Source organism: Caballeronia jiangsuensis (genome assembly GCF_046030135.1).
Classification (GTDB): domain Bacteria; phylum Pseudomonadota; class Gammaproteobacteria; order Burkholderiales; family Burkholderiaceae; genus Caballeronia; species Caballeronia jiangsuensis.
This window is the reverse complement of record NZ_JAQQDB010000056.1, coordinates 13,772-37,006: the sequence shown is the minus strand read 5'-3', so window position 1 is coordinate 37,006 and position 23,235 is coordinate 13,772. Positions and strand designations below refer to the sequence as shown.

Annotated in this window: 22 protein-coding genes and 2 pseudogenes; 7 read left to right on the top strand and 17 right to left on the bottom strand. The window is 58.9% G+C overall.

The features are described from left to right. Positions 1-147 precede the first annotated feature (147 nt). Entirely contained in the window at positions 148-399 is a 252-nt protein-coding gene (locus PQR08_RS35275; RefSeq protein WP_408163977.1) for a hypothetical protein, read from the bottom strand. Positions 400-422: 23 nt separating this feature from the next. Next, positions 423-1,201 (bottom strand): annotated as a pseudogene (locus PQR08_RS35270) (hypothetical protein). Positions 1,202-2,663: 1,462 nt separating this feature from the next. Between PQR08_RS35270 and PQR08_RS35265 the strand changes: the two are divergent. After that, positions 2,664-3,491 (top strand): S1 family peptidase, encoded by an 828-nt coding sequence (locus tag PQR08_RS35265; RefSeq protein ID WP_408163975.1) that lies wholly within the window; start codon positions 2,664-2,666, stop codon positions 3,489-3,491. 20 nt (positions 3,492-3,511) lie between these two features. Beyond that, entirely contained in the window at positions 3,512-3,946 is a 435-nt protein-coding gene (locus PQR08_RS35260) for a DUF4019 domain-containing protein (protein ID WP_408163973.1), read from the top strand. A gap of 14 nt (positions 3,947-3,960) precedes the next feature. Here PQR08_RS35260 and PQR08_RS35255 read toward each other — a convergent pair whose 3' ends face one another. The 9 genes from PQR08_RS35255 to PQR08_RS35215 all read right to left on the bottom strand — a co-directional run bounded on the left by PQR08_RS35255 (position 3,961) and on the right by PQR08_RS35215 (position 11,049). Further along, the gene (locus PQR08_RS35255; protein ID WP_408163989.1) at positions 3,961-4,686 is read right to left on the bottom strand and encodes a M12 family metallopeptidase; all 726 of its coding nucleotides are present in this window, start codon (positions 4,684-4,686) and stop codon (positions 3,961-3,963) included. A 2-nt stretch (positions 4,687-4,688) separates the two neighbouring features. Further along, positions 4,689-5,210: a hypothetical protein gene (locus tag PQR08_RS35250; protein ID WP_408163971.1), complete on the bottom strand. Its 522-nt coding sequence runs from the start codon at positions 5,208-5,210 to the stop codon at positions 4,689-4,691. A gap of 683 nt (positions 5,211-5,893) precedes the next feature. Further along, positions 5,894-6,103 carry a hypothetical protein gene (locus tag PQR08_RS35245; protein WP_408163969.1) on the bottom strand — a complete coding sequence of 70 codons (210 nt, stop codon included), beginning with the start codon at positions 6,101-6,103 and terminating at the stop codon, positions 5,894-5,896. 673 nt (positions 6,104-6,776) lie between these two features. Further along, on the bottom strand, positions 6,777-7,922 hold the full coding sequence (locus tag PQR08_RS35240) for a hypothetical protein (RefSeq protein WP_408163967.1): 1,146 nt from the start codon (positions 7,920-7,922) through the stop codon (positions 6,777-6,779). A gap of 243 nt (positions 7,923-8,165) precedes the next feature. Continuing rightward, a complete protein-coding gene (locus PQR08_RS35235) occupies positions 8,166-8,804 on the bottom strand; it encodes a hypothetical protein (RefSeq protein WP_408163965.1) in 639 nt (212 codons plus the stop codon). Between the two features lie 45 nt (positions 8,805-8,849). Continuing rightward, on the bottom strand, positions 8,850-9,461 hold the full coding sequence (locus PQR08_RS35230; RefSeq protein WP_408163987.1) for an RNA 2'-phosphotransferase: 612 nt from the start codon (positions 9,459-9,461) through the stop codon (positions 8,850-8,852). 152 nt (positions 9,462-9,613) lie between these two features. Continuing rightward, positions 9,614-9,985, bottom strand: a complete 372-nt coding sequence (locus PQR08_RS35225; RefSeq protein ID WP_408163964.1) for a putative phosphothreonine lyase domain-containing protein — start codon at positions 9,983-9,985, stop codon at positions 9,614-9,616. A gap of 32 nt (positions 9,986-10,017) precedes the next feature. Further along, positions 10,018-10,386 carry a hypothetical protein gene (locus tag PQR08_RS35220; RefSeq protein WP_408163962.1) on the bottom strand — a complete coding sequence of 123 codons (369 nt, stop codon included), beginning with the start codon at positions 10,384-10,386 and terminating at the stop codon, positions 10,018-10,020. 33 nt (positions 10,387-10,419) lie between these two features. Beyond that, on the bottom strand, positions 10,420-11,049 hold the full coding sequence (locus PQR08_RS35215) for a hypothetical protein (RefSeq protein WP_408163960.1): 630 nt from the start codon (positions 11,047-11,049) through the stop codon (positions 10,420-10,422). Between the two features lie 226 nt (positions 11,050-11,275). On the opposite strand from PQR08_RS35215, the gene PQR08_RS35210 reads away from it, so the two are divergent. Together PQR08_RS35210 and PQR08_RS35205 are read left to right on the top strand one after the other, a co-directional pair. Next, on the top strand, positions 11,276-11,560 hold the full coding sequence (locus PQR08_RS35210; protein ID WP_408163958.1) for a hypothetical protein: 285 nt from the start codon (positions 11,276-11,278) through the stop codon (positions 11,558-11,560). 378 nt (positions 11,561-11,938) lie between these two features. After that, positions 11,939-12,196, top strand: a complete 258-nt coding sequence (locus tag PQR08_RS35205; protein ID WP_408163985.1) for a helix-turn-helix domain-containing protein — start codon at positions 11,939-11,941, stop codon at positions 12,194-12,196. Positions 12,197-12,611: 415 nt separating this feature from the next. On the opposite strand, the pseudogene PQR08_RS35200 reads toward PQR08_RS35205, so the two are convergent. The 6 genes and pseudogenes from PQR08_RS35200 to PQR08_RS35175 all read right to left on the bottom strand — a co-directional run. Further along, positions 12,612-12,857 (bottom strand): annotated as a pseudogene (locus tag PQR08_RS35200) (dCTP deaminase/dUTPase family protein); the annotation flags it as partial. A gap of 11 nt (positions 12,858-12,868) precedes the next feature. Continuing rightward, entirely contained in the window at positions 12,869-13,870 is a 1,002-nt protein-coding gene (locus tag PQR08_RS35195; RefSeq protein WP_408163956.1) for an LLM class flavin-dependent oxidoreductase, read from the bottom strand. Between the two features lie 4 nt (positions 13,871-13,874). Continuing rightward, positions 13,875-15,083 (bottom strand): bifunctional phosphopantothenoylcysteine decarboxylase/phosphopantothenate--cysteine ligase CoaBC, encoded by a 1,209-nt coding sequence (gene coaBC / locus PQR08_RS35190; protein WP_408163954.1) that lies wholly within the window; start codon positions 15,081-15,083, stop codon positions 13,875-13,877. Between the two features lie 55 nt (positions 15,084-15,138). Further along, positions 15,139-15,645: a signal peptidase II gene (lspA, locus tag PQR08_RS35185; protein ID WP_187607340.1), complete on the bottom strand. Its 507-nt coding sequence runs from the start codon at positions 15,643-15,645 to the stop codon at positions 15,139-15,141. Beyond that, the gene (ileS, locus tag PQR08_RS35180; RefSeq protein ID WP_408163952.1) at positions 15,645-18,476 is read right to left on the bottom strand and encodes an isoleucine--tRNA ligase; all 2,832 of its coding nucleotides are present in this window, start codon (positions 18,474-18,476) and stop codon (positions 15,645-15,647) included. The genes lspA and ileS overlap by 1 nt, the downstream gene beginning before the upstream one ends. Before the next feature lie 92 nt (positions 18,477-18,568). Further along, positions 18,569-19,564 (bottom strand): bifunctional riboflavin kinase/FAD synthetase, encoded by a 996-nt coding sequence (locus PQR08_RS35175; RefSeq protein ID WP_238295172.1) that lies wholly within the window; start codon positions 19,562-19,564, stop codon positions 18,569-18,571. Positions 19,565-19,714: 150 nt separating this feature from the next. On the opposite strand from PQR08_RS35175, the gene purN reads away from it, so the two are divergent. The 3 genes from purN to PQR08_RS35160 are packed head-to-tail and all read left to right on the top strand — an operon-like array spanning position 19,715 to position 23,028. Continuing rightward, complete coding sequence (gene purN / locus PQR08_RS35170; RefSeq protein ID WP_408163949.1) at positions 19,715-20,365, top strand: phosphoribosylglycinamide formyltransferase; 651 nt, start codon at positions 19,715-19,717, stop codon at positions 20,363-20,365. Then, complete coding sequence (locus tag PQR08_RS35165) at positions 20,362-21,660, top strand: RsmB/NOP family class I SAM-dependent RNA methyltransferase (RefSeq protein ID WP_187607336.1); 1,299 nt, start codon at positions 20,362-20,364, stop codon at positions 21,658-21,660. Before purN ends, PQR08_RS35165 begins: the two co-directional genes overlap by 4 nt. Positions 21,661-21,663: 3 nt before the next feature. Further along, positions 21,664-23,028, top strand: coding sequence for a mechanosensitive ion channel family protein (locus tag PQR08_RS35160; RefSeq protein ID WP_408163947.1), 1,365 nt, complete (start codon positions 21,664-21,666; stop codon positions 23,026-23,028). Positions 23,029-23,235 lie beyond the last annotated feature (207 nt).

Here is a 23,235-nt window from a genome sequence, read left to right as displayed (position 1 = left end):
CAGGTTGGGCAACGCGATGAGCGCAGGCGTAAGTTCGGATAGAAAGGATGCAAGAAACAAGAGCGACCCTATCGATGGGGCCGCTTTTGATGTGAGGGGGCGGATAGCTGGCAACCAGCGCCAGTCTTCCTCACCGTATCTCCCGCGTTACGATTTGAGCTCGGGCCACGCCTTCGCTTGGGCGAGCCGAGCTTCCTCCGAGCCCTCGGGCGCCAGGTAATCGTCGCAAACGGCGATAGCTCGGGTCACATCTGTCGTTCCAGCATCGCTCCGAGCCGATAACTCTTTGCGCCACATCAGGACGTCCTCGCGCCCTCGGTGGTTCATCTCCCAAACCATCCAATCAAGTAGATGAACCAATTCTTGGCTGGGAATTTCGGTCAGTTCGGCGTTAGTCATGACTTGTTCCTTCGTTGGCAGCGTTATGCGTTTCGCCTGAAATCCGCCGAGGCCGAGTTTGCAATCATTCGCGTGCTCCATTGTACGAGCATCGCCAGCACTAGCGCGATGCCGAAAGCAATGCCAATGCCTTGGATAGGCAGCAGCACAGCGAGCGTCAGGCAGAATGCGGCAAATGAGAAGCGACCTAGAACCATCCCTCGCAGCAACGAAACTACAAATTCTGAACCGTGAGCACGGTGCGATGATACCGACAGGATGCTTCCGAGCAGAGGAAAGACCGCGAGCAACCCACTCCATTTCGGCCCAACCGCGGCAGCTAGGTAGGTGACCACCAACGTGAGCAAAGCAGCCAGGACCATTCGCATCGCCAAGTCTCGACGTCGAAGCGGTAGTCCCGGTGCTTCAACTGTGCTGCGCGGAAGGAATCGCTGACCGATTACGACTGCCGCGAACGCGACGCCGATGCACCACGGCAGAGTAGCGGGCAGTTTGGACAACGCTGATGCGACCAAGAGCCAGCAGACTAAGGGCAGCGCAAAAGCGGTCGGCCATCTCGCCGTCCGGCAAGCCCACGCATAAGCGAAGTTGAACGCTCAGAAGCGCAGATTGCGGACACAGAAAGCATCGCCGCCTGCGCAGCGAATTCCGGCCCCTTCTCCATTGCGAGCAGAAGGAGTATCGGCCCGGCTACAGCGGGAAAGCCGGCGAGCCATCCGGCCGCTTTTGGTCCCCACCATTTGCCCGACATCGAGATGAACCAAAGGAAAGCGGGGACCAGGGCGAGCTTGAGGGCAAGCATGGAAATGGCTCGTACGTTAAAGATGCATTTTATCGACTTTGGCCAGAACATTGCGCTCAACGAAATCGCGACGAGCGGGATTGTCGGCACCGACCGAACAGCTTGACAATTGACCGGCCAAACTCAGACGAAGCGGGCGGCTGCCGTAGACGCATGCTCGGTATCGCCCTGCTGCTCAGCAAATATTTCATCGGAATTCTCTCGCGTAGGCCGACACTTTTTTCGAATCCGTGGGCCGCGGCAAAATCATGGCCTTCCACGCGACGTATACTTTAGGCAGCCTACCGCTTTGAGTCGGTTGCCGCGTGACTGGTCGGACATCAACGGCAGCAGTCGCGGGACAGCCGGTACTGTGGGATAGCCTTGAGATACCGGACAGGGTGGCGAAGTTAGCGCCCTGAGGCGAACGGCTGACGGGCGACGCTGGCTCCGAGGGGCATCTCATGATGCTTCGGAACGTGTCTGAAGGCCTCGCACAGGATAAGGCGGGGCTCAACTTCACCAAGGGGCATTCACAGAAACACAGGATGTTTGCTAGAGGGAAATGCGTTGCAGAACGCCGCTGGGTCTTTGCATGAAACGATGCTTACAAGGCGCCCTGTCTGATTTCAATGCACAACGGCATGACCGTACGATGCGAAGAAGAGGAGTGGGCGCTCGATTTCGGCCAGGAACCGAATGCGATTGACGCGGCGTTGAAGACGGCCGGGGTAGACACCGGCCGTCTCAAACAGGCGTCCAACGAGTATATTCCGAGCAGTAATTGACTGGGAGTTCGGGCGGACCCGGCATGTGTCGACTGCTATGGCCAGTGGTGAAATCAGACAGGCACTTCTTTCTGATGACTTCTAGCGGCGCCCACGGCTGCGGACTGACGAGAAAGAACTGCACGAGGCCTTCCGATTCGCCACTGGCTTCCAACTGAGCTTGGCCGACAGCGCGCCTATCCAAGAGGACAATGGCTTTACTGATGGCGGACAGCTCGGCGACCGGTCTGTGCTTCAGCGACGGTTTCATGGCTGTGCGATGCGACGCGCGAACGGCTGCGGCGCGCGCTTTACCAGCTTGAATGCGTCGAAGCCGTTTCGGACGGACTGGACGGCTGCATGCCCGCGGGAACCGTGAGTGAGGTGAATGGCCGTGGGTTGAAGCATCAGCGAATGCTTACAAGACGGCGGTCACAAGGCTACCCGGCCGGGGCTGACGAGCGGCGGGCGCTTGTGTACCGGGGATGCGGACCCGGGCATTTACGGCTCTTTCTGCCCGGTGCCGGACAATCAGGCGTCTGGTTGCCCTTGACATTTGACGTCTATTCAACAATTCTGACGCAAGAGACCGCAAACAAATGTGAGACCGTGAGAAATGAGCTTGCCCGCCGACGTGCGGAGACTCTCGGAATTAGCTGGCCGGCTGGATTCCTTGTGCTAGGCTGATAGAGGCAGGCCCGACCGGAGAGGAGGAAATGCGCTTTCTTATCGCCTCCTTGATTACTCTCGCGACGTGTGTGGCAACCTCCGTTCCGTGCCAAGCTATCGATTGGTCGACAACGCGAAAGTCCATCGTGTTCGTTACTGCAAGCGTAACTGAGCCATCCGGAAGCACGACGACCGAAACCGGTACTGGTTTCATCATAACCACGTCTGGCTATGTCATTACGGCAAACCATGTGATTGGTCCTAATCCAAATGTCAAAATCACAGTCCGAATCGGAAGCAGGTCGGGTGAGGAACTGATTGCGTATCACGTCGATGCGCCGGTCTTTTCGGATGTCGTTCTACTGCAACTACCAGATTCGAAAGGGCCCTACAACCCCGTCATGTTCCACGACCCAAAGGCTTTGAAGGTGATGGACCACTTAGAAACCGGCGGCTTCCCGCTTAGTTCCGATTTTTCGGTTGTCGACGGCACGCTAAGTAATCAGGCGAATCCAAGGGGTTTATGGCAAGTCAGTATTCCCCTCAATTACGGGAATAGCGGCGGGCCTGTATTTGATGTTGGCGGAGGAGTAATTGGAATGGTGGTAGGAGGTATTCGAGGTGCCCAGCAAGTAAATTATATCTTGCCCCTGAACATTCTCTCTCCGTTATTAAACGTCGCTGGTCTGACGTGGCCGCCGTTTACTCCTTCTTCGAACGCGAACGCGGCGATAGTTGTTCCGGATTTCAGCGCTCCAGCGCTGCCATCAGTTTCAGAGCTAAATCAGAAAGGCGGGGCGTCGAATTGCCACGAAATAACGGTGATTTCGTCAGGATTTCCGCCAAGATATGAAAAGAAAACGGAATGTAACTAAAAATCGCTTTAGGAGGAGTTATGTGCGCGGTCGCGAAAACCAAGATAGCTCTGTTGATTCTTACATCGGCATTTTTTCTGCAAAGCGCGGTAGCGCAAATATCCAGCGCGGCGGCCGCAGTGGCAAATGACTTTAACGTAAAGTTTGATAATAATCAGATAAACAAGATATACGATTCCCACGTCGGTGACTTTGTCCGGTCAAAAATGACGCGCGACAGCTCCGTCTCTCAACTTTCCGTTATGCGGTCAAGCTTGGGTGGAGGGGCTAGTTCGAGGAGTGTGATAACGCAACAGTCCAGCACGGACCCATCGACCGGTGCTAAGGTCGTAGCGATTCGTTACCAGGCCGTTTTCCCTATTGGAAAGGTATATGAGGACCTTTCTTTGGTTGAAGAAAAGCCTGGCGTATGGAAGCTATATGGCGTTTTTTTTAACCCGGTCCCAGTGGAGTGAGTTCGCGATAACTGCTAATTCCTCGCGCCATACAGAATTGATGCGGTCTTTGCATCGTTGTCACTGAGCTTAGCTTCACTATGGTAAATCATGTGACAATAATTCATGACAGAGTTTGCATCATACGGGGTACCTTCTGTGCTTGCATCCGCTGGGGGCGTATCACGTCCGTCTTTGTTATACCGCTCCTTGCAAGCCTTTGGAGCATCTTCCCTTAGATTTTCGTGCGCCAAGCCAAGCGCGTGCCCAAACTCATGCATCGACTCGATTTTGATGCATTCGGATACTCGCTTCTCGCATTCAGTATGTGACCAATTCGTGAATGTTAGATTGAGCTGCATTCCGTTATGGACACCATCCAATCTGGTTCCAATTAAAGACGTCGGCTGACTCGTGTCGTCATTTATCCGAATGCGGACGCCTTTCGTGTCTTTTTGACATTGCAGCCAGCCCGTAAAATTTATATTCGACACTTTTTGCCAGCTGCTTTCGACCGCTTTTTCGACCTCAATCCGACCAGCTTCGTTCTTCGAATCTGCATTTTCCCAGCATACATTGACAATACTTGATTGCCAAAGATGCTGCTTGGAAACATAGCCGTAGTTGACCAATGTTGAATCGATTTTCACAAAATCAATGTCTCGAGCAGCTTGAGCTTGTGAAAATTCCGGGTACAAAAATCCGACTACAAAAGCTAAACATGCGACGTGGTGGACCCGTGGTGACAAAATTTGAAGCATGGTCAATGAGCCTGTATCCATTTTTCAAACGGGGTAAGCACGGCGGCTTTTTCACCCGTGTCACATGCCGGAAGCACGCCCGCAGGCGGGGAAGCCGCTCCGGCAATTCCGAGCGCTGGGAGAGCAGCTTTCAAAAGGTCGCTCGTAGCTTTTAGGGCATCCGCCGCTGCCGGCTCCGAATTGAAGCTTAATTCTTGAAGCGTGCCGTCATCATTAAGTTTTACTGAAAATGACGTCTTATTCAAAGCTGCCGTATTTGGCCTTACGTAGTAAGTCGGACCGGTAGGTAAGCTAACCAATCTAAAAAAAGGAGTGGATGTATCGCAGGGGCCGCCCTTGCTAAGCTTAGTGTATGTTCCTTCTTCAACCCAAACTTGAGACGTTTTTATCAATATTCCATGGACCGGCTTCCTTCCCTCCGGGTCAAGGGCAGTCGAAAGGTCTCCGGAGCAGGAAATAAGTGTCGCGGCCACGAGCGGAATCGTCACGAATTTGGCGAGAATTGAAACCCGTGTCCCGGTCATAGCTGCCTCCTGTAAAGGTCTTCTTTACTCAATGTCCCGCAATTAAAATTCAGACGCGTGCCGACACCAAATGATAGGTTGTTTCTCTTTTCTTGCCGTCAGTGTTAACCTCAGCCAGTGGCATTGGTCTTATTTCGTCTGACGGTGGCGGGCGCCTTCTGCATCCAGATGCTTATGCGTGCGCAGATAGAGCGTATACCGGAGAATAGGTATTTTTTGACCAATGTTCTGTTCTTACAAACGGTTTCCGACAAGACGACGAAGCGCCGGGAGGCTACGTCGATGGATACCAACTCGCGTTCGCCAAGACTTCCGCTGACGGCTCAGGCAAATGCGATTGCAAGCGCAACCGAGGAACGGGGCACCGCGTGTTCGCTCCGCGCGGTTCGCAGCGAGGGGCACCATCACGCGCGACAAAAAGTTCGTCGAAGCGTCGGGAGTTGGCGCAGGACGCAGAAGAAGCTGAACTAGCATGGGGTGCGCCTGGATTGACTGCCATGCGTAGCGATGCGCGAGCAAGACCGATTTAGCCGACGATGAGCGCTGAAATGCCGGACGAGGCCTTGCTTGTCCGACGCACACTACGGGGTCGGCTCTGTGCCCATCTCGCCTCACTCGAAGAGACGGGCCTTGAATATCGCTTCCAGCTCCTGAACGAAGCCTCTATGCATCGAGTGCGCCATTTACTCTTCTGACCCGTGCCGTAAGCCGTTCACCGCGTCCGGGGCTATGCCGAGCATGCGGAGCGTGTCTTGTATGACGTCGGCCTCCGCCAGCATGCGCTCCATGGAGCCAACCGGAAGGTCCTCTGGCATATTCTTCCCTTGCGCCTTCCGAATGGCATCGACGGTCACGCAGAATGCGAAGGCCGCTAGATAATCGTTGTCCTCCACGTCTTCTCTCTGTCAATAACAACAACAAACTAAATATCGACCGAATTTCATCTTTCTTGATGGCAGTGGAACGTCTACTCGAAAAGGTTCGGCAATGCCCCGTTCGTCGGGCAATGGCCGATTGATTTCGGCCGGGAGCTCTATCCGCTTCGGTGAACTTGAAAGTTCAATTGGTTTGGTAGCTGGTCGTCTACCAGCGCTTAAACTCCGCAGCATCATCTGGTATGCGTCTCCGCTGGGACTTATCGAGCTGTGAAAAGATTATTCATCGGAAAAGGACAGCGAGGCCCGATGGGCACCAACGACGGAAGGCTGTCGCCCGGCCACAGTTGGCATGGTATCCGACCGCGACAACTGCACGATGACTCAACAGGCATTTGCAGCCGTGAGGTGAATTGACGTCCGTGGCAGCTTCAATTTCGCCGGTCGTGCCCGTTCGCCGAAGGAGCTTGGCTGCCTGTTCGAGGCTCGTATCGAACAGATGTGCGACCTGGTGGAGCTCGAACCAAGCTGTGTTCTCGTCGAGCGTTCCATCGATTTTCTTGCTGCTCGACGCACAGACGTGCTTCACAGACCTCATCGAGCACACTCCACGTAGTCGTCAAATCGTCACGGGACACCCTCTTCGTCTGTTCGTTTGCGACAAGCGTAAGTGCTGCGGGCTAACAGCCGCTTACGGCAAAGGGTGCTTTCCCGTGCTGCCCGCCTTCTGATTGAGCTCTCCTGCAGTCGGTGGACCTATGAAATTTGTGGTTGCAATTTGCTCCCCTATACCGGGCTTTGCTTCGTCTAAGGCGCGGGCGGCCGTGCCGATTTTGATTTCAGGGGCGAGATTACTCACAGGCGGAGCGAACTCGGGCGAAGGCGGCGTCTTAACATCTTTCTCGTTTGACTCTGGCGCGCTAAGGCACGGCCACCTAAAGGCATCCAACCCTCTGTCTAGGAGAGGTTTAATCACCATGCTCTTCGCGATTTCAAATACAACAAGGAGAATGAGAGCGTTCAAAGCCGCGATGACATAAAGGGCGTTCTTGACCAGTCCCGCTGCGAGGAAAAGCTCGTCCCTACGCAAAGCTGGCACCAGCGGCCCAAGAGTCCGCAAATGCTGGTCGACATCAAGCGTCAGAGGACTGAGGACCGCTGAGGCAATCTCCGCGACGGAATAGCCCCCATCAGTCACCGCCGCGCCTTTATGGAATAGAAGCCAGACGAGCGGAGGGGCAAGCACGAGTTCGAGAAATGTTGTTAGGTGTGTCCGACTCAAATACACCGCTAGCCCATCCTTTGCAACCGGTTTGGTACTTCTCGATAGTCGCCACATAACATGAGGGCATAAGAGAAGCGCCACAATGGTGACTAAAGTGCCTGACACCAGCAGCAATTCGAACGTACCTGATAGACCTTTAGTTGCTGCGGTAACATTGGCCAATATCTCGTCGACCAGTTGATTGCAAGAATCGGTCTTGGAAGTTGCAGAGCAGTAGGGCACTTTGTTAAGGATGGCACTTCGAACATCCTTTAGCGGTTTGAGCCTGCTTTCTACGAAACTAACGTACACGACAACCACTACAACCGTTAGTGTGGCTGCGCCGAATTGCGCTGGCCACTGTGAGGACATCATTTCCCTTTTCCAACGAGACAGATTGCAAACCGCACTAAAAAAAGACTTTAGACCTGGCGAGGTGGACGGGACCTTCATGTAATAATTGAGCCCGTACGCTGCGCGCGCTGTTTGCCACAGCCATGAGCCAGCCCACAGCGTCACCGGTAGCACAATTTCCACAGGTATATGTGCTGATAGAAGACCGAGAATGTTCATTGCGCCTCCCGTTTGCGAGATATAGACGATGAGTAGGGCGCGCTCGAATGTCAAGCACAGGGCGTTATGCACCCTAAAAGACGTGGCGTGTGGCCAATATTAAGTTTCCTTTTACAAGAAAACGCGGATTGGGGGTTTCTTGGCGCTAGCACGATTGAATTCCGAGAGAAGGCGCGCCCGTTCGCGGGGTTGGGTGTCCGTTGGAACGGAATATTGCTTCGATTTCCTTAGCGGGTGTCCTCGCTAGTCTTCGGGCCCGTCCAGCAGCAATTGCCGCGTGCGCTTCATGACCCAAGTCACTTCACATTGCGAGAAGTTCCACTCTCCCGAGTCGACCTTCAATCTCAAGCCTTTCTCGGCCCGGGTCAACGCCACGTCTTGCGACAGACCCGAGCTAGACATTTTTCGCGAAGCATACGCGGATAGCTGACTAGCAAGGTCCTCACATGCGTCGTAACGTACCCACAGTTGCTCTTCAGTGAGCCCGCTTAGATAGCGCCCGTCGACTTCGCGAACGAGAAGTTTTGGTTGAACCCCGGTTACAGAGCCTGGGTCCGGCTCTCTCGGAAAATCATCAGGCACACGTCGGGGAGTCATATCTTCCTCTTGACTGTTGGGGGTCGTTTCCGTCGCGCATTCACAAAGAGGCGTCAAGCAGCTTGAGGGTACCTTAGCGAACAAGAGCTTGTCCTCTTCGACAGCGGTTTTGATTTTGCTCCATGCCGAGTCGACGTCGGATGAAGCAGCAAAGACGCACCACTTACCGGAGAAAATAATTCCGCAGCTAGGGGATTTCCGCATCTGCCAGCTTCGACTGAAGTCTTCGGCTGGCCTGTCGGACGTCCTTGATAGCAGCTCATCGATGCGCGATTGTTCATCCATTGATTGTCGCTTGCGACGAATGTGCGGAGGGCCCGGAGTCTACGCTCACGACTTCGACCCCTGTGTATGCTGCTCTGCCTGAGAAAGATATGCCGGGGGCACTACCTGCGTTAGCCACACACCGTTGTCTGAACACGTGAATGTGTACCCGTCGGCACGCATCTGGGCGGCATTCACGACCAGTACCAGTGGAGGGCCGTGTCGAGCACCGACCTGTTTTGCCATATCCACATCCGTGCTCAAATGAACCGCGTGTCTAGTTTGAGCCGTCAACCCTTCAACGGCGATACTTTTCCAGTTACTCCAAGCAGTGCCGTGGTAGAGGACGGCTGGTGGTTCCATTTCCGCATATCCGAGATTCACCTCGACAGAGTGACCTTGTGCAGCGCGTATTCGCTTGCAATCCGATGAAATCGTGAACCGTTGTTTATCGCTCGTAGCGACCACAGCCACAATGACTTCTCTGGTCACGGTCGGCAGCGTCCTCAGCCGCTTTGATGCACCGGGGCTTCGCGCTGTACGTTCGATAGCACGTATTAACACATCAATAGAGACCCACCCGTGCTTATCGAGTTGGACACCAACCAACAGGGGCTCGTGACGCAAAATTTTCGATAGGAGTTTGCTCACCGCAATATACTCGGCTCGAACGTGCATATCGGTATTCGGCATCGTCACCTGAAGAATTATTCGTCTCAGTGTCTCTTGCGGCGCTTTGTACCGCACAGCGCCGGTATTCGATTCAAGCAGCTAGCTACGCACGCAGATACCACTCACCAGAGCCGTAAATCCCGTTCCGCGTATCAATGTCACGCTTGTAGCCGAGCTCCTTCACGAAGCCCAGCGACTGCAGCCACTTCGCGGGCGCGCATGACGTCCTGCCTATCGGCCCAGTCACGCGTGTAGACACAAATGACGTGTCCATTACGGCCCATGCTACGCACGACGGTGGACACCTTGGCACACATCAACTGGTCATTCTCGATAGCACCACCGATTTTGCTCCACGCCTCGTCCACATCGGTGGGGCTCACATAGATGCACCATTTCCCAGATGCATCTGTAGACGCGAAGTCGTTGTAGCTCGGAGACCTTTTGTAGTGCCAGTTGCAACTCAAATCCTCAGAAGGCTTGTCCGACTTCCTGGACAATCGCTCTTCCACACCAATTCCTTCCTTCATGGAAGCCTCCTCGGACCTTGCGCTTTTCCGTATCAATCAGCTTTGCCGAGCCTCGCGCGACATTGTTCTAGTTCCTTGCTGAGCTCATGTATCCGCGACTGCATGCCCACCGCTTGTTTCAGCAGTTGCCCGACTTCATGCCAGTAGGCATATCCCAAGTCTCCGTCCTCTAAGCCCAGCTCATGGAACTTACGAAGCGCAATCTCGAGGCCGATATGGTTGTCGAAGCGCATCTTTTCTCGTTGAACTTCATGCTCCGCAGCTGGCAGTTGTCGGAACAGGACTCCTTCATTGATGTATCTCTTTTTGATGCGCAGCACGACGAAGGTAAGCACGGCGCCGGCCGCAGTCAAGACCAGCAGTGCGTAATTGTTGAGGGAGAAGGTCAAGAGCGCTTTCATGGCCAGCAGACGTACGAAACTCTGTTCTTATGCCTATGGAAACAGTCGGGCATATTGTTCGGCCGCGGTGGTGGCTTCCCGAACTACCGGCGTAACATCCCCCGCGGATAGTCGTTGAAGCGGCGTCGCCCCGCCCAACGACTCAATCGCGGTCGTGAAGAAGTCGAACATGGACCATGGGTCGATTTTGCCAAGACCGCGTATGACCTTTCTGAAGTCGTCGCGAAAAATCGTAGTCGACAGGAGGAACGCTGGGTAGTAGGCCTCGGGTCCGAAGAAGACGGCAAATACCCTCTGCGATTCGACAAGCTTAGCCAGCTTCTTTTCTGTGAGGCCAGCCGAGGTACAGAAGTCGTGCTTTCGGAGCACTTTTCCTTGAAGCACAAGCGGATAACGCTTGGTGTTCGCGTCACGGTACCGGGGGAAAGGTTTTTTCTCTGGCGTCCGTTCCGACTCAGGTCTAACGCGCTTGCGAAGCCTATCTTCCTCCGCACAAAGGGCAGGGAAGTCGATGCCGTAAGCCATGGCCTGGCCAACGGCCTTGCAAAGATGATTCTTAAACATGCGGCCAAGCGCCGCGTCAGGAATTTCGAGCAGTGTTTCGGCGACTCTCGGGTCAAATAGGATGGCGGCAATCGCAGCGCGATGGATGATATGTTCCACCCATTCGTCTTCGGGCGATGTTTCGGGCTTTGTTGCGCGCGTAGACCGCGGCATGGTCATTCCTTTACTTAAGCGAGTCCACCAATCGTCGGTGTAGAGCGGCGACTCACCAACTAAGGGACCGTCGTCGAGAGGCGGCTTGCGTGGTCTCAAGACTACGTCGTCGAATTGCAGTGAAGTAGACGCCGCTCCACGCCTCGTATGAAACGCACATAGGGAACGCAATTTGGATGCTAAGTATCGCCATCACTCACAGCGTTCCGCACAACTGCTCGGTGACATCTCTGGTGGCACCTCCCTCTCTGCGAAAACAGGTGTCCCACACTTCGACAACAGTCCAGAAGAAACCTGGTTTGCCGAGCAGTCGGTAGGTAGAACCGTCGCTAGTCTGCGCTTGCATCGCGCTTTGGTCGAACTTAACAAGAGCAGAACTGACGCAACCTTGGTCGAGATTGTCGAAGCCGACAAGTCGCTTCAGACCGTCGTCGGACTCGAATATTCTCCATCGTGATAGGAGGACAACGGGCTCAGATGCGATATGAGTAATAGACCGACGGGGCATACAAATCTCCTAAACACTTGCGCGCGTCATTTTGCTGGCTCTGACACGACGGCTTTCCGGCGCTGCCTTTCTCCCGTGCAGTGCCGACCTTGAAGGGGCAAGACGGTCGTCCAGACAACATCGACGTCTTTGCCGGTCACGAATTCATCGCTCGCCGGCGGGTTACGGTCAGCAAGTGGCTGGCTGCTTGTATCAACTGCGCGATACTTGGCTTACCAACCGGACCTGTTCACGTAAAAACGAAAATATGCGATTTTGGCATATGCGATTTTGGCATATACGAATTTGGGCTGCAAGCTGTTCGTCTTGTGCCAGCTTTGTCCAGCCGTGGAAAAATCTATCTACACAAACCAATACGGTCTCTTTCTTGCTACCCTTCGGGCAGCAAGGGAGTCCGCAGGAATTTCACAGACCGAGCTAGCCGCACGGCTCAGCGTCGACCAGCCATTGGTAAGTAAATGTGAGAGCGGGCAACGCCGGCTGGACTTTATTGAGGTTCGCGAGTGGTGTGCTGCCATCGGAATAACGTTGAACGAACTCACTGATTCGTTCGAAGAAACCTTAATGCGCGCAGGGAAGAAGTAATCTGATTTGCACAGGTCACGCGATTTTCGGCCAGCAACGCCCGAGCGTGACTGCTCAGCATCGGTCGGTCATACACGCTTACCGGCACACCCCGTGTGCACAACTTCGCTGCCCACACCACAAGGGTGTGGACAGCCGCCTGGCGGCGGTTCCGAAGTTGCACACACTTGAGCCTGACGCGCCGGCGTTGCCGGCTTGCCCAAATTTAATAAAAAAAGAACGTATTGAAGTGTGCCGCGAGAATGGGCTGCAGGCTTGGAAAGAAGGGGGGCGGACAGGGCAAGCGAAGAGCTTCGACTATTGAGACAACTGAGACAGTCTAGGTGACTGCGCTTCTAAATTGAAAAAACTTGAGATTTTGCTCAAAACAAGGCGTATTGAGACATTTGACACACTTTTTTTAATTGCGCATAACGACGAGATTGCCGAGCACGATGCCGTGCTTGTGGCCCAGACCCGAGCGCGGCAGGATCAACGCGGCGTAGCCGGGATCGGCGAGATGAATGGCGAGGCCGGTCGGCACAAGCACGGTCTGATGCGGCTCGATGACGAGCGGCGCATCGAGACACGCGCGCAGATCGAGGCCCGCGCTGCCGGGCGTGGCGTAAGCGGGCATGAAGTCGCGCATGCGCGCGTCGAGAATCTTGACGTCGAGTTTCATGGATCGATGTTTCAGCGGCCGAGCTCGAACGCTTCGGCCAAAAGTTGATAGGACCGCGTGCGTGCGACGTAGCTGCCGGCGACCGTTATCACGATCAGTTCGTCGGCTTCGAATTGTTCCTGCAGCGCGTGCAGCTTCTCTGTCACGCGTTCCGGCGTGCCGATGATGCTGCGCGCTTTCTCATGCGCGATCACCGCGAGTTCGCGCTCGCCATAGACCTGCGAGATGCCCTGCGCGATCGATGGAATCGGCTGATTCAGCCCGTACGCCATCTGCACGCGGCGCAGATCGACCGCGCGTTCGAGCGCTTCGGCTTCGCGATCCGTATCGGCGCAAATCGCGAACACCGCCGCGGCGAGATACGGCTTCGCTTCGTGACCCGGCGTGAAGCGCTCGCGATACGCCTCCGCCACGCGATGCCCATATTGCGCGTTGATGAAATGCGCGAACGCGAAACGAATGCCGAGCTGCGCGGCGAGCAAACCGCCGAAATCGCTCGAGCCGAGCATCCAAAGTTCGGGACGCGTGTCGATCTGCGGTTGCAACAGCACGCCCTTGGCGCGCGAATCGTCGGGAAGCTTGCCGCTGAAGAGCGCGATCAGTTCGGCGACTTGCTGCGGGAAGACATCGCCGCGATTGTACGAACCCGCCGCGACCGCCTGCGCCGTGTGCATGTCGCCGCCGGGCGCGCGACCGACGCCGAGATCCACGCGATTCGGGAACAGCGCTTCGAGCATCAGGAATTGCTCGGCGACCTTGAACGACGAGTAATACGGCAGCATCACGCCGCCCGAACCGATGCGGATGCGCTTCGTCAGACTGCCGATGCGCGCGAGCATCACTTCGGGACACGGGTTCGACACGCCGTACAAGCCGTGATGCTCGGCGCACCAGTAGCGCGTATAGCCGAGATCATCGGCGAGCTGTGCGAGGTCGAGCGTCGCGGCGATGGCGTCAGCGACGCTGTGGCCGTGGATGACCGGCGTCTGGTCGAGAACGGAGAGCTTGGTCATCGTGTCAGGAGAGCAGCGGGCCGCCGGTTTTCGGCGCGCGTTTGGCGATTTCCGCGATCAGCGTGCGCGCGAGTTCCTGCTTGCCGGCGCGCGGCAGCGGCGTTGTTCCGCTTGCTTCGAAAAGGACGACTTCGTTGTCGTCGCGGCCGAACGTGAGCTGTCCGATATTGCCGATCAGAAGCGGCACGCCCTTGCGCTGGCGTTTTTCGGCGCCGTGCACATCGAGATCGCCGCTCTCGGCCGCAAAGCCGACGCAGTAGGGCGGATTCGGCAACTTCGCCACCGTCGCGAGAATGTCGGGGTTCTCGACGAAGCTGAACGTGGGCAAGGCATCGCCGGTCTTCTTGATCTTGTGCGCGCTGACATGATCCACGCGCCAGTCCGCGACCGCCGCCACCGCGATGAAGATGTCCGCGTCGGGCGTCGCGGCCATGACGGCGTCGTGCATCTGCTGCGCGGTCTGCACGTCCTCGCGATACACGCCCCAAGGCGTCGGCAACGACACCGGACCGGCGACGAGATGCACGTCCGCGCCCGCCTGCGCCGCCGCGCGCGCGAGTGCGAAGCCCATCTTGCCCGACGAGCGATTGGTGAGGCCGCGCACCGGATCGAGCGGCTCGAAGGTCGGACCCGCCGTGATGAGCACGCGCTGGCCGCGCAGAATCTTCGGCTGGAAGAAGGCGCAGATCGCTTCGAATGCGGCTTCCGGCTCGATCATGCGGCCGTCGCCGACTTCGCCGCACGCCTGCGAACCCGAATCCGGTCCCAGCACTTCGACGCCGTCGGCGCGAAGCTGCGCGACGTTGCGTTGCGTCGGCGGGTTTTGCCACATCTGCCGGTTCATGGCCGGAACCACGAGCAGCGGACAGTCGCGCGCGATGGCGAGCGTCGAGAGCAGATCGTCGCACATGCCGTGCGCGAGCTTCGCGAGAAAGTCGGTGGAAGCGGGCGCGATGACGATGGCATCGGCCTCGCGCGAGAGATCGATGTGCGGCATGTTGTTCGGCATGCGCGCATCCCACTGCGACGTGTACACGGGACGGCCCGAAAGCGCCTGCATCGTGACCGGTGTGATGAACTGCGTGGCCGCTTCGGTCATCACGATCTGCACGGTCGCGCCGGCCTTGATAAGCAAGCGCGTGAGTTCCGCGATCTTGTAACAGGCGATGCCGCCGGTCAGCCCTAAAACGAGATGTTTGCCCGCGAGTTCCAACTTGCCTCCATCGCAAAGAAAGAGCGGCTCCGTGAAGGGAGCCGCACTGGAAACATCACTTCGAACCGCGCACGCGCCGCAATTCGTCGAACACCAGCAGCACGGCGCCGACGGTGATCGCGCTGTCGGCCAGATTGAACGCCGGCCAGTGCCACGCGTGAACGTGAAAGTCCAGAAAGTCGATGACGTGCCCGTACGCGATCCGGTCGATCACGTTGCCGATCGCGCCGCCCATGATGAGTGCGAGCGCCGTGCAGAAGAGCCGCTGTCCCGAATGCTTCTTGAGCAGATAGCAGATCACGACTGCCGCGACGACGCCCAGCGCCGTGAACGCCCAGCGCTGCCAGCCGCCCGCCATCGCGAGGAAGCTGAACGCCGCGCCGCGGTTGTAGACGAGCAGCAGGTTGAAGAAAGGCGTGAGCGCGTGCGGATCGCCATAGGCGAACACGCGCTGCACGGCGATCTTCGTCAACTGATCGAACAGGATCACGATCAGCGCGACGCCGAGCCACGGCGCAAGCGATCCACTGCTGGAAGTTTGTTTCGCCATCGTTCGAGCCATTATGCTGCGCCTCGCGTTTCGCCGGCGCCGAAGAGGTTGGAGAAGCAGCGGCCGCACAAACCCGGATGATCCGCGTGCGAGCCGACGTCCGCGCAGTAGTGCCAGCAGCGCTCGCACTTCATATAGCTCGACGCGGTGACATCGACGCCTTCTTCCGCTTCGCCCGCCACTCTTTCCAGCCCGGCCGATGACGTGATGAGCACGAAGCGCAGCGCATCGCCGAGGCTTGCGAGCGCGTCGTAACGCGCGCCGCTCGCGCGGACCACCACTTCGGCCTGCAGCGACGAGCCGATCTGGTTCGCGGTGCGCGCTTCTTCCAGCGCCTTCGTCACATCGCCGCGCGCGTTGCGGATGAGCGTCCACTTGTCGAGCAGTTCGCCCGAGCTCGCGATCTCCGGATACTGCGCGTAGACCTCGGTGAAGATCGTGTCCTGACCGGGCTTGAGCACCTTGTACGCTTCTTCCGCCGTGAACGAGAGATACGGCGCGACCAGACGCAGCAGGCCATGCGCGATGTGGTACAGCGCAGTCTGCGCGCTGCGGCGTTCGCGCGAATCGGCCTTCGTCGTGTAGAGACGGTCCTTCAGCACGTCGAGATAGAAGCCGCCGAGGTCTTCCGAGCAGAACGTCGCGATCTTCGCGACCACCGGATGGAACTCGTACTTCTCGTAATGCGAGAGCGCGTCGTTCTGAAGGTTGTGCGTGAGCGCGACCGCGTAACGATCGATTTCGAGCCAGTCCTGCACCGGCACCGCGTTCTTGTCGAAATCGAAGTCCGACAGATTCGCGAGCAGGAAGCGCAGCGTGTTGCGGATACGCCGGTACGTCTCCGTCACGCGCTTCAGGATTTCCTCGGAGATCGCGAGCTCGCCCGAATAATCCGTCGACGCGATCCACAAGCGGATGATTTCCGCGCCGAGGCGATTCGACACCTCATGCGGATCGATGCCGTTGCCGAGCGACTTCGACATCTTGCGGCCTTCGCCATCGACGGTGAAGCCGTGCGTGAGCAGCGCGTCGTAGGGCGGACGGCCGTCGAGCATGGACGCCGTGAGCAGCGACGAATGGAACCAGCCGCGATGCTGATCCGAGCCTTCGAGATACAGGTCGGCCGGGAATTGCAGCGAATCCTTGTGCGAGCCGCGCAGCACGTGCCAGTGCGTCGTGCCGGAGTCGAACCACACGTCGAGCGTGTCGCGGTTCTTTTCGTACATGTTGGCGTCGTCGCCGATCAATTCGCGCGGATCGAGTTTCTGCCACGTTTCGATGCCGCCTTCCTCGACGCGCTTCGCCACTTCCTCCAGCAGTTCCGGCGTGCGCGGATGCAGCTCGCCGGTTTCCTTGTGCACGAAGAACGCCATCGGCACGCCCCATTGACGCTGGCGCGAGAGCGTCCAGTCGGGCCGATTCGCGATCATGCTGTAGAGACGCTGCTTGCCCCACGACGGATAGAACGCCGTGTTCTCGACGCCTTCGAGCGCGGTCTCGCGCAGCGTCTTGCCGCCGTCCTTCGGCGTGACATCCATGCCGGCGAACCATTGCGACGTGGCGCGATAGATGATCGCCGACTTGTGGCGCCAGCAGTGCATGTAGCTGTGCGTGTACTTCTCGCTCTTCAGCAGCGAGCCCGCGCCTTCGAGCGCCTCGACGATCTGCGGATTCGCTTTCCAGATCGACAGCCCGCCGAAGAGCGGCAGCGATTCGATGTAGTGGCCATCGCCCATGACGGGGTTGATGATGTCGGAATCGGCCATGCCGTGCGCTTTGCACGACACGAAGTCTTCCACGCCATACGCCGGCGACGAGTGCACGATGCCCGTGCCGCTTTCGGTCGTCACGTAGTCGCCGAGATAGACGGGAGCGGTGCGTTTGTAGCCCGGATGCGCGGCCGCGAGCGGATGATGGAAGCGCAGGTTGGCGAGCTTTTCGCCGGTCGCCGTGGCGATGACTTCGCCCGCAAGGCCGTAATTCTGCAGGCACGCTTCGACGCGCTCCTGCGCGAGAATCAGCAGGCCGCGCGGCGTATCGACGAGCGCGTAGACGATCTCCGGATGCACGTTCAACGCCTGATTGGCGGGAATGGTCCAGGGCGTCGTCGTCCAGATGACGATGCCGCCTTCCGCCTTCGGCAACCCGTTCAGGCCGAACGCCTGCGCCGTCTTCTCGGGTTCGGCGAACGCGAACATCACGTCGATGGTCGGATCGGTCTTGTCCTTGTACTCGACTTCCGCTTCCGCCAGCGCGGAGCCGCAGTCGAAGCACCAGTTCACCGGCTTGAGGCCCCGGAACACGTAGCCCTTTTCCATGATCTTGCCGAGCGCGCGGATTTCGCCCGCTTCGTTGGCGAAGTTCATCGTCTTGTACGGATTGTCCCAGTCGCCCAGAACGCCCAGACGCCGGAAGCCGACCTTCTGCTTCTCGATCTGCTCGCCCGCGTAGGCGCGCGCCTTTTGCATCACTTCAGCGGCGGGGAGCGACTTGCCGAACTGCTTTTCGATCTGGATTTCGATCGGCATGCCGTGGCAGTCCCAGCCCGGCACGTAGACCGCATCGAAGCCCGCGAGATTGCGCGCCTTGACGATCATGTCCTTCAGGATCTTGTTGACCGCGTGACCCAGGTGGATGTCGCCGTTCGCGTACGGCGGGCCGTCGTGCAGGATGAACTTCTTGCGGCCTTTCGAGGCGGCGCGGATCTTTTCGTAGATCTTGTCGTCCTGCCATTGCTTGACCCACGCGGGTTCACGCTTGGGCAGGTCGCCGCGCATCGGGAAGGGCGTGTCGAGCAGGTTGACGGGATACTTCGAAGAGGCTTTCTCTTTCTTGTCGCTCATGAATGACTCGGTGAATTCGGTGAGACGGCGCTTGATTCAGCGCGCGATACGTCGATGACGGGGCAGCGGGCGGCGCAGACAGCACCGCGCGCTCACCTAATTCGGTCGGTCGCCGAAATGGCGAAGCCGGTGGCGCGGCTGCCGGCGTTGCTCGCGGGCGGAAGGCCGAAATACGCGCGTGCGTTGTCGACATCCTTGGCGATCGCGGCGGACAGCGTTTCGAGGTCGACGTACTTCTCCTCGTCGCGCAGCTTCTTCAGGAATTCGACACGCACGAGCTTGCCGTACGCGTCGCCGTGCCAGTCGAGCACGAAGACTTCGAGCAGCACGCGGCCGGAATCGTCGACGGTCGGACGCAGGCCGAGGCTCGCGACCGCGGGCAGCGGTTCATCGGCGAGACCGTGCACGCGCACCACGAAAATGCCCGCGAGCGCCGGCCGTTTGTGCGCGATCGGCAGATTCAGCGTGGGAAAGCCGAGATCGCGGCCGAGCTTCGCGCCGTGCACGACGTGCCCGCTGATGATGTACGGTCGCCCGAGCGCGACTTGCGCCGCGTCGAGATCGCCCGCGACGAGCGACGCCCGCACCGACGACGATGAAATGCGCGCGCCGTTCGGATGCGCGACCGTGGCCATCTGCTGGACTTCGAAGCCGTATTTTTCGCCGGCGGCTTTCAGCGAATCGAAGTCGCCCGCGCGTTTCGCGCCGTAGCAGAAGTCGTCGCCGACCATGACCCAGCGCGCATGCAGGCCATCGACGATGACGTTCTTCACGAAGGTGTCGGGCGACTGTCCCGCGAACGTCTTGTTGAAATGCTCGACCACCACGCGATCGACGCCGTTGGTGCGCAGCGCTTCGAGCTTGTCGCGCAGCATCGCGATGCGCGGCGGCGCGCCCGCCGGATTGAAAAACTCGCGGGGATGCGGCTCGAAGGTCATCACGCAGACCGGCAGGCCGCGCGCGTCGGCGGCGGCCCGCACGTGCGCGAGCAGCGCCTGGTGACCGCGATGGACACCGTCGAAATTGCCGATGGTCAGTGCGCAGGGCGCCCGGCTTTCGGCATTGGGGAGGCCGCGAAAGACTCTCACGATAGGCGATGGTCGATGGGAGGGGCTGATGCTGCAAAGCGCTAGATTATAAACGCTCGCACGGGAGGAGGGGCGCGAGCGGCCCGGCTCGACGCTTAACCAACCCAGTTTGGCACGATTTTCGCCCCCTTCGAATGATAAAATCCGCGGATGAAAAAAATCGTCATTCTGATCTCCGGACGCGGGAGCAACATGGAGGCCGTCGTGCGTGCGTGCGCCCGCGACGGCTGGCCAGCCCGCGTCTGCGCGGTCATTTCAAATCGGCCTGATGCCGCCGGCCTGGGCTTCGCGGCCGCGAACGGCATCGAAACCAAGGTGGTGGATCATCGCAAGTTCGATGGGCGCGAAACGTTCGATGCCGCGCTCGCGCAGGAAATCGATCGCTTCGAACCGGATCTCGTCGTGCTGGCGGGCTTCATGCGCGTGCTGACCGACGCCTTCGTCGCGAAATACGCGGGGCGCATGCTCAACGTTCATCCGTCGCTGCTGCCGAGTTTTCCGGGCTTGCGCACGCATCAGCAGGCGCTCGACGCGGGCGTGCGCGTGCACGGCGCGAGCGTGCATTTCGTCACGCCGACGCTCGATCACGGGCCGATCGTTGCGCAAGGCGCGGTGCCGGTCGTCGCCGGCGACGATGCCGCGGCGCTCGCCGCGCGCGTGCTGAAGGTCGAGCACGACATCTATCCGCGCGCGGTGCGCTGGTTTATCGAAGGGCGTTTATCTATCGAGGGCGAACGTGTCGCCCTCGCGCCGTCTGAGCCGCAATGGCTCTTTGCCGACATTGCCGGGGAGGGCGTATGAGGCTGCATGGATTTCTGATCGGACAAACCGAAACTCTGCTCGCGGATGTGCTCCGCTTTTCCGGCCCCGCCGATGCCGCGACGAGCCGCTTCTTCCGCGCGCATCCGAAGCTCGGACACGGCGAGCGCGGCGTGATCGCCGAGGCCGTCTTCGCCGTGCTGCGCCGGAAGATGGAGTTTTCTCACCTCGCCGAAAGCGGCAGCGGCAATCAGGCGCGCCGTCTCGCGCTGCTCGGGCTGATGCAGACCGCAGGCCTCTCCGCGCTGAAGCCGTTCGTATCGGCGGACGAGTATCAATGGCTCGCGCAAGTCTCGAAGATCGATCCGGCGAGCCTGCCGGTGCGCGTGCGCACGAACCTGCCGCAGTGGATCTACGACGCGATGGGCAAGCGCTTCGCGCCCGAAGAACTCGCGCAGCTCGCCGCGGCGCTGAACTATCCCGCGCCGCTCGATCTGCGCGTGAACCCGATCAAGGCGACCCGTGAGGCCGCGCTGAAGGCGCTGACCGAAGCGGGCATCGACGCGGGCGAAATGCCGTTCGCGCCGTTCGGCGTTCGCGTCGACGGCAAGCCGGCGCTGACGCGTCTCGCACCGTTCCAGGAAGGCTGGATCGAGGTGCAGGACGAAGGCAGCCAGTTGCTCTGCTCGCTGATGGCCCCGCGCCGTGGCGAGATGATCGTGGACTTTTGCGCCGGTGCGGGCGGCAAGACGCTCGCGCTCGGTGCGATGATGCGCTCGACCGGCCGTCTCTACGCCTTCGACGTGTCCGATCGCCGTCTCGCCAAGCTGAAGCCGCGTCTCGCGCGCAGCGGGCTGTCGAATGTGAATCCGGTGCTGATCGACAGCGAGCACGACGCGAAGATCAAGCGCCTCGCGGGCAAGATCGATCGCGTGCTCGTCGATGCGCCGTGCTCCGGCCTCGGCACCTTGCGCCGCAATCCTGACCTGAAGTGGCGCCAGTCGCCCGCGACCGTCGCGGAGCTCACGCCCAAACAGCTGTCGATCCTGACGAGCGCCGCGCGTCTCGTGAAAGTCGGCGGCCGTCTCGTCTATGCGACGTGCTCGATGCTCGAAGCCGAAAACGAAAACGTCGTGAAGCAGTTCCTCGAAGCGCATCCGAACTTCCGCGTCGTGCCCGCGCGCGACGTGCTGGCGGAGCAGCGCATCGATCTGGACACGGGCGAGTTTCTGTCGCTCTGGCCGCACAAGCACGGCACGGACGGCTTCTTCGCCGCGGTGCTGGAGCGCGTTCCCGACGCCGCGAAAGCGCCGAAAGCGGCTGAAGAAACCGCGTAAGCGATGCAGAACCACTTCCTGAGCGAACTCTCCGCGCGGCTCTTCCGCGATTTCGGCGAGCCGGAAGTGATCTGGCAGGTGGCGGTTCTGCTCGGGCTGCTCGTGGTCGCCTGGTGGTGCGCGCGCGTGCTTCGCAAGAAGCTCGATGCGCGCCGCCAGTCGCGCTTCGAAGCCGTGCGTTTCGGCGCGGAAAGTCTCAACAAGGCGCTGTTCCCGTTGCTCGGGACGATTTTCGTGTCGATCGCGCAGATTGCCGTCGCGCCGTTCATCCACACGTCGCTCCTGCGCCTTGCGCTCGTGCCGCTGTGCGGCATCACCGTGATCTACACGATGTTTTACGTCGCGCGGCGCGTGTTCAGCCGCGGCCAGGCCGAGCACGAGGCGAACGCGCTGCTCTATCTGTTCGAGAAGCTTGTGACGGTGATCGTCTGGATCGCGATGGTGCTCACCGTGATGGGCATTCAGGACGACGTCGTGCACTGGATGGCGAGCGTGCGCTTCAATTTCGCGAACGCGCACATGACGCTGCTCTCGCTCGCCTCGGGTGTGCTGTGGGTGTGCGTGACGCTGATCGTCGCGATGTGGGCGGGCGCGCTGCTCGACGATCGCCTGATGCGCGCCCGCTCGCTCGATGCGAATCTCAAGGTGGTGCTCGCGCGCGTCGGCCGGGCGCTGATGATTCTCGCCGCGATTCTCGTGAGCCTGTCGATCGTCGGGATCGACATCACGGTGCTCGGCGTGTTCGGCGGCGCGCTCGGCGTCGGGCTCGGGTTCGGCTTGCAGAAGATCGCGAGCAATTACGTTTCGGGCTTCATCATCCTGCTGGACCGCTCCTTGCGGCTAGGTGACATGATCAATGTCGGCGGAAGTCAGGGCACGGTTACGCAGATCCGCACGCGCTATACGGTCGTGCGTGGGCTGGACGGCATCGAAACGCTGATTCCGAACGAAAAACTCATCACCGACGTAGTGCAGAACCACTCGTCGTTCCTCACGCGCGGCAACGCGAAGATCGCGGTGCAGGTGAGCTACCGCTGCGACGTCGAACGGGCGATGCAATTGCTCGTCGAAGCGACGCATGACGTGGAGCGCGTGCTGCAGGACCCGGCGCCCGCCGCGCTGCTTGCAAGCTTCGGCGCGGACGGCATCAATCTGGAGCTGAGTTTCTGGATCGAGGAGGCCGCGAAGGGCACGGGCGGCGTAAAGTCGCACGTAAACCGTGCAGTTTGGCGGTTATTCTGCGAGCATGGTATTGAAATCCCGTACGCGCAGCGCGAAATAAGGATTGTCGATGACGCCTGCCAAACGACCGGCAAATCGGTACTAAATGCCGAACATGGCGGCCAGGGCGCTGCGCCTGTCGCCTGATTGCTGATCGACAGGATCGATCTCTCGATTTGACCGGTGAACCAACACCAATTCGGGGCGTGAGATTTCCCTCGTTTTGGTACGATTCAAAAAATTTCACCTTTAGGACAAAGACTTGGAACGCATGAAGTAGAATGCGATCGAACCTGCGCACGTTCCTTTCACGTGCACAACAAGTTGCCCGAAGTCAGTTTTGACTGGCCATTT

Bases quoted from the DNA above. Each gene is read 5' to 3' on its own strand.
- lspA (WP_187607340.1), bottom strand. From the start codon at position 15,645: ATGGCTCGAACGATGGCGAAACAAACTTCCAGCAGTGGATCGCTTGCG.
- PQR08_RS35275 (WP_408163977.1), bottom strand. From the start codon at position 399: ATGACTAACGCCGAACTGACCGAAATTCCCAGCCAAGAATTGGTTCAT.
- PQR08_RS35160 (WP_408163947.1), top strand. From the start codon at position 21,664: ATGCAGAACCACTTCCTGAGCGAACTCTCCGCGCGGCTCTTCCGCGAT.
- PQR08_RS35250 (WP_408163971.1), bottom strand. From the start codon at position 5,210: ATGACCGGGACACGGGTTTCAATTCTCGCCAAATTCGTGACGATTCCG.
- PQR08_RS35240 (WP_408163967.1), bottom strand. From the start codon at position 7,922: ATGAACATTCTCGGTCTTCTATCAGCACATATACCTGTGGAAATTGTG.
- PQR08_RS35255 (WP_408163989.1), bottom strand. From the start codon at position 4,686: ATGCTTCAAATTTTGTCACCACGGGTCCACCACGTCGCATGTTTAGCT.
- PQR08_RS35265 (WP_408163975.1), top strand. From the start codon at position 2,664: ATGCGCTTTCTTATCGCCTCCTTGATTACTCTCGCGACGTGTGTGGCA.
- PQR08_RS35230 (WP_408163987.1), bottom strand. From the start codon at position 9,461: ATGCACGTTCGAGCCGAGTATATTGCGGTGAGCAAACTCCTATCGAAA.
- PQR08_RS35260 (WP_408163973.1), top strand. From the start codon at position 3,512: ATGTGCGCGGTCGCGAAAACCAAGATAGCTCTGTTGATTCTTACATCG.
- PQR08_RS35235 (WP_408163965.1), bottom strand. From the start codon at position 8,804: ATGGATGAACAATCGCGCATCGATGAGCTGCTATCAAGGACGTCCGAC.
- PQR08_RS35220 (WP_408163962.1), bottom strand. From the start codon at position 10,386: ATGAAAGCGCTCTTGACCTTCTCCCTCAACAATTACGCACTGCTGGTC.
- ileS (WP_408163952.1), bottom strand. From the start codon at position 18,476: ATGAGCGACAAGAAAGAGAAAGCCTCTTCGAAGTATCCCGTCAACCTG.
- PQR08_RS35165 (WP_187607336.1), top strand. From the start codon at position 20,362: ATGAGGCTGCATGGATTTCTGATCGGACAAACCGAAACTCTGCTCGCG.
- PQR08_RS35225 (WP_408163964.1), bottom strand. From the start codon at position 9,985: ATGAAGGAAGGAATTGGTGTGGAAGAGCGATTGTCCAGGAAGTCGGAC.
- purN (WP_408163949.1), top strand. From the start codon at position 19,715: ATGAAAAAAATCGTCATTCTGATCTCCGGACGCGGGAGCAACATGGAG.
- PQR08_RS35195 (WP_408163956.1), bottom strand. From the start codon at position 13,870: ATGACCAAGCTCTCCGTTCTCGACCAGACGCCGGTCATCCACGGCCAC.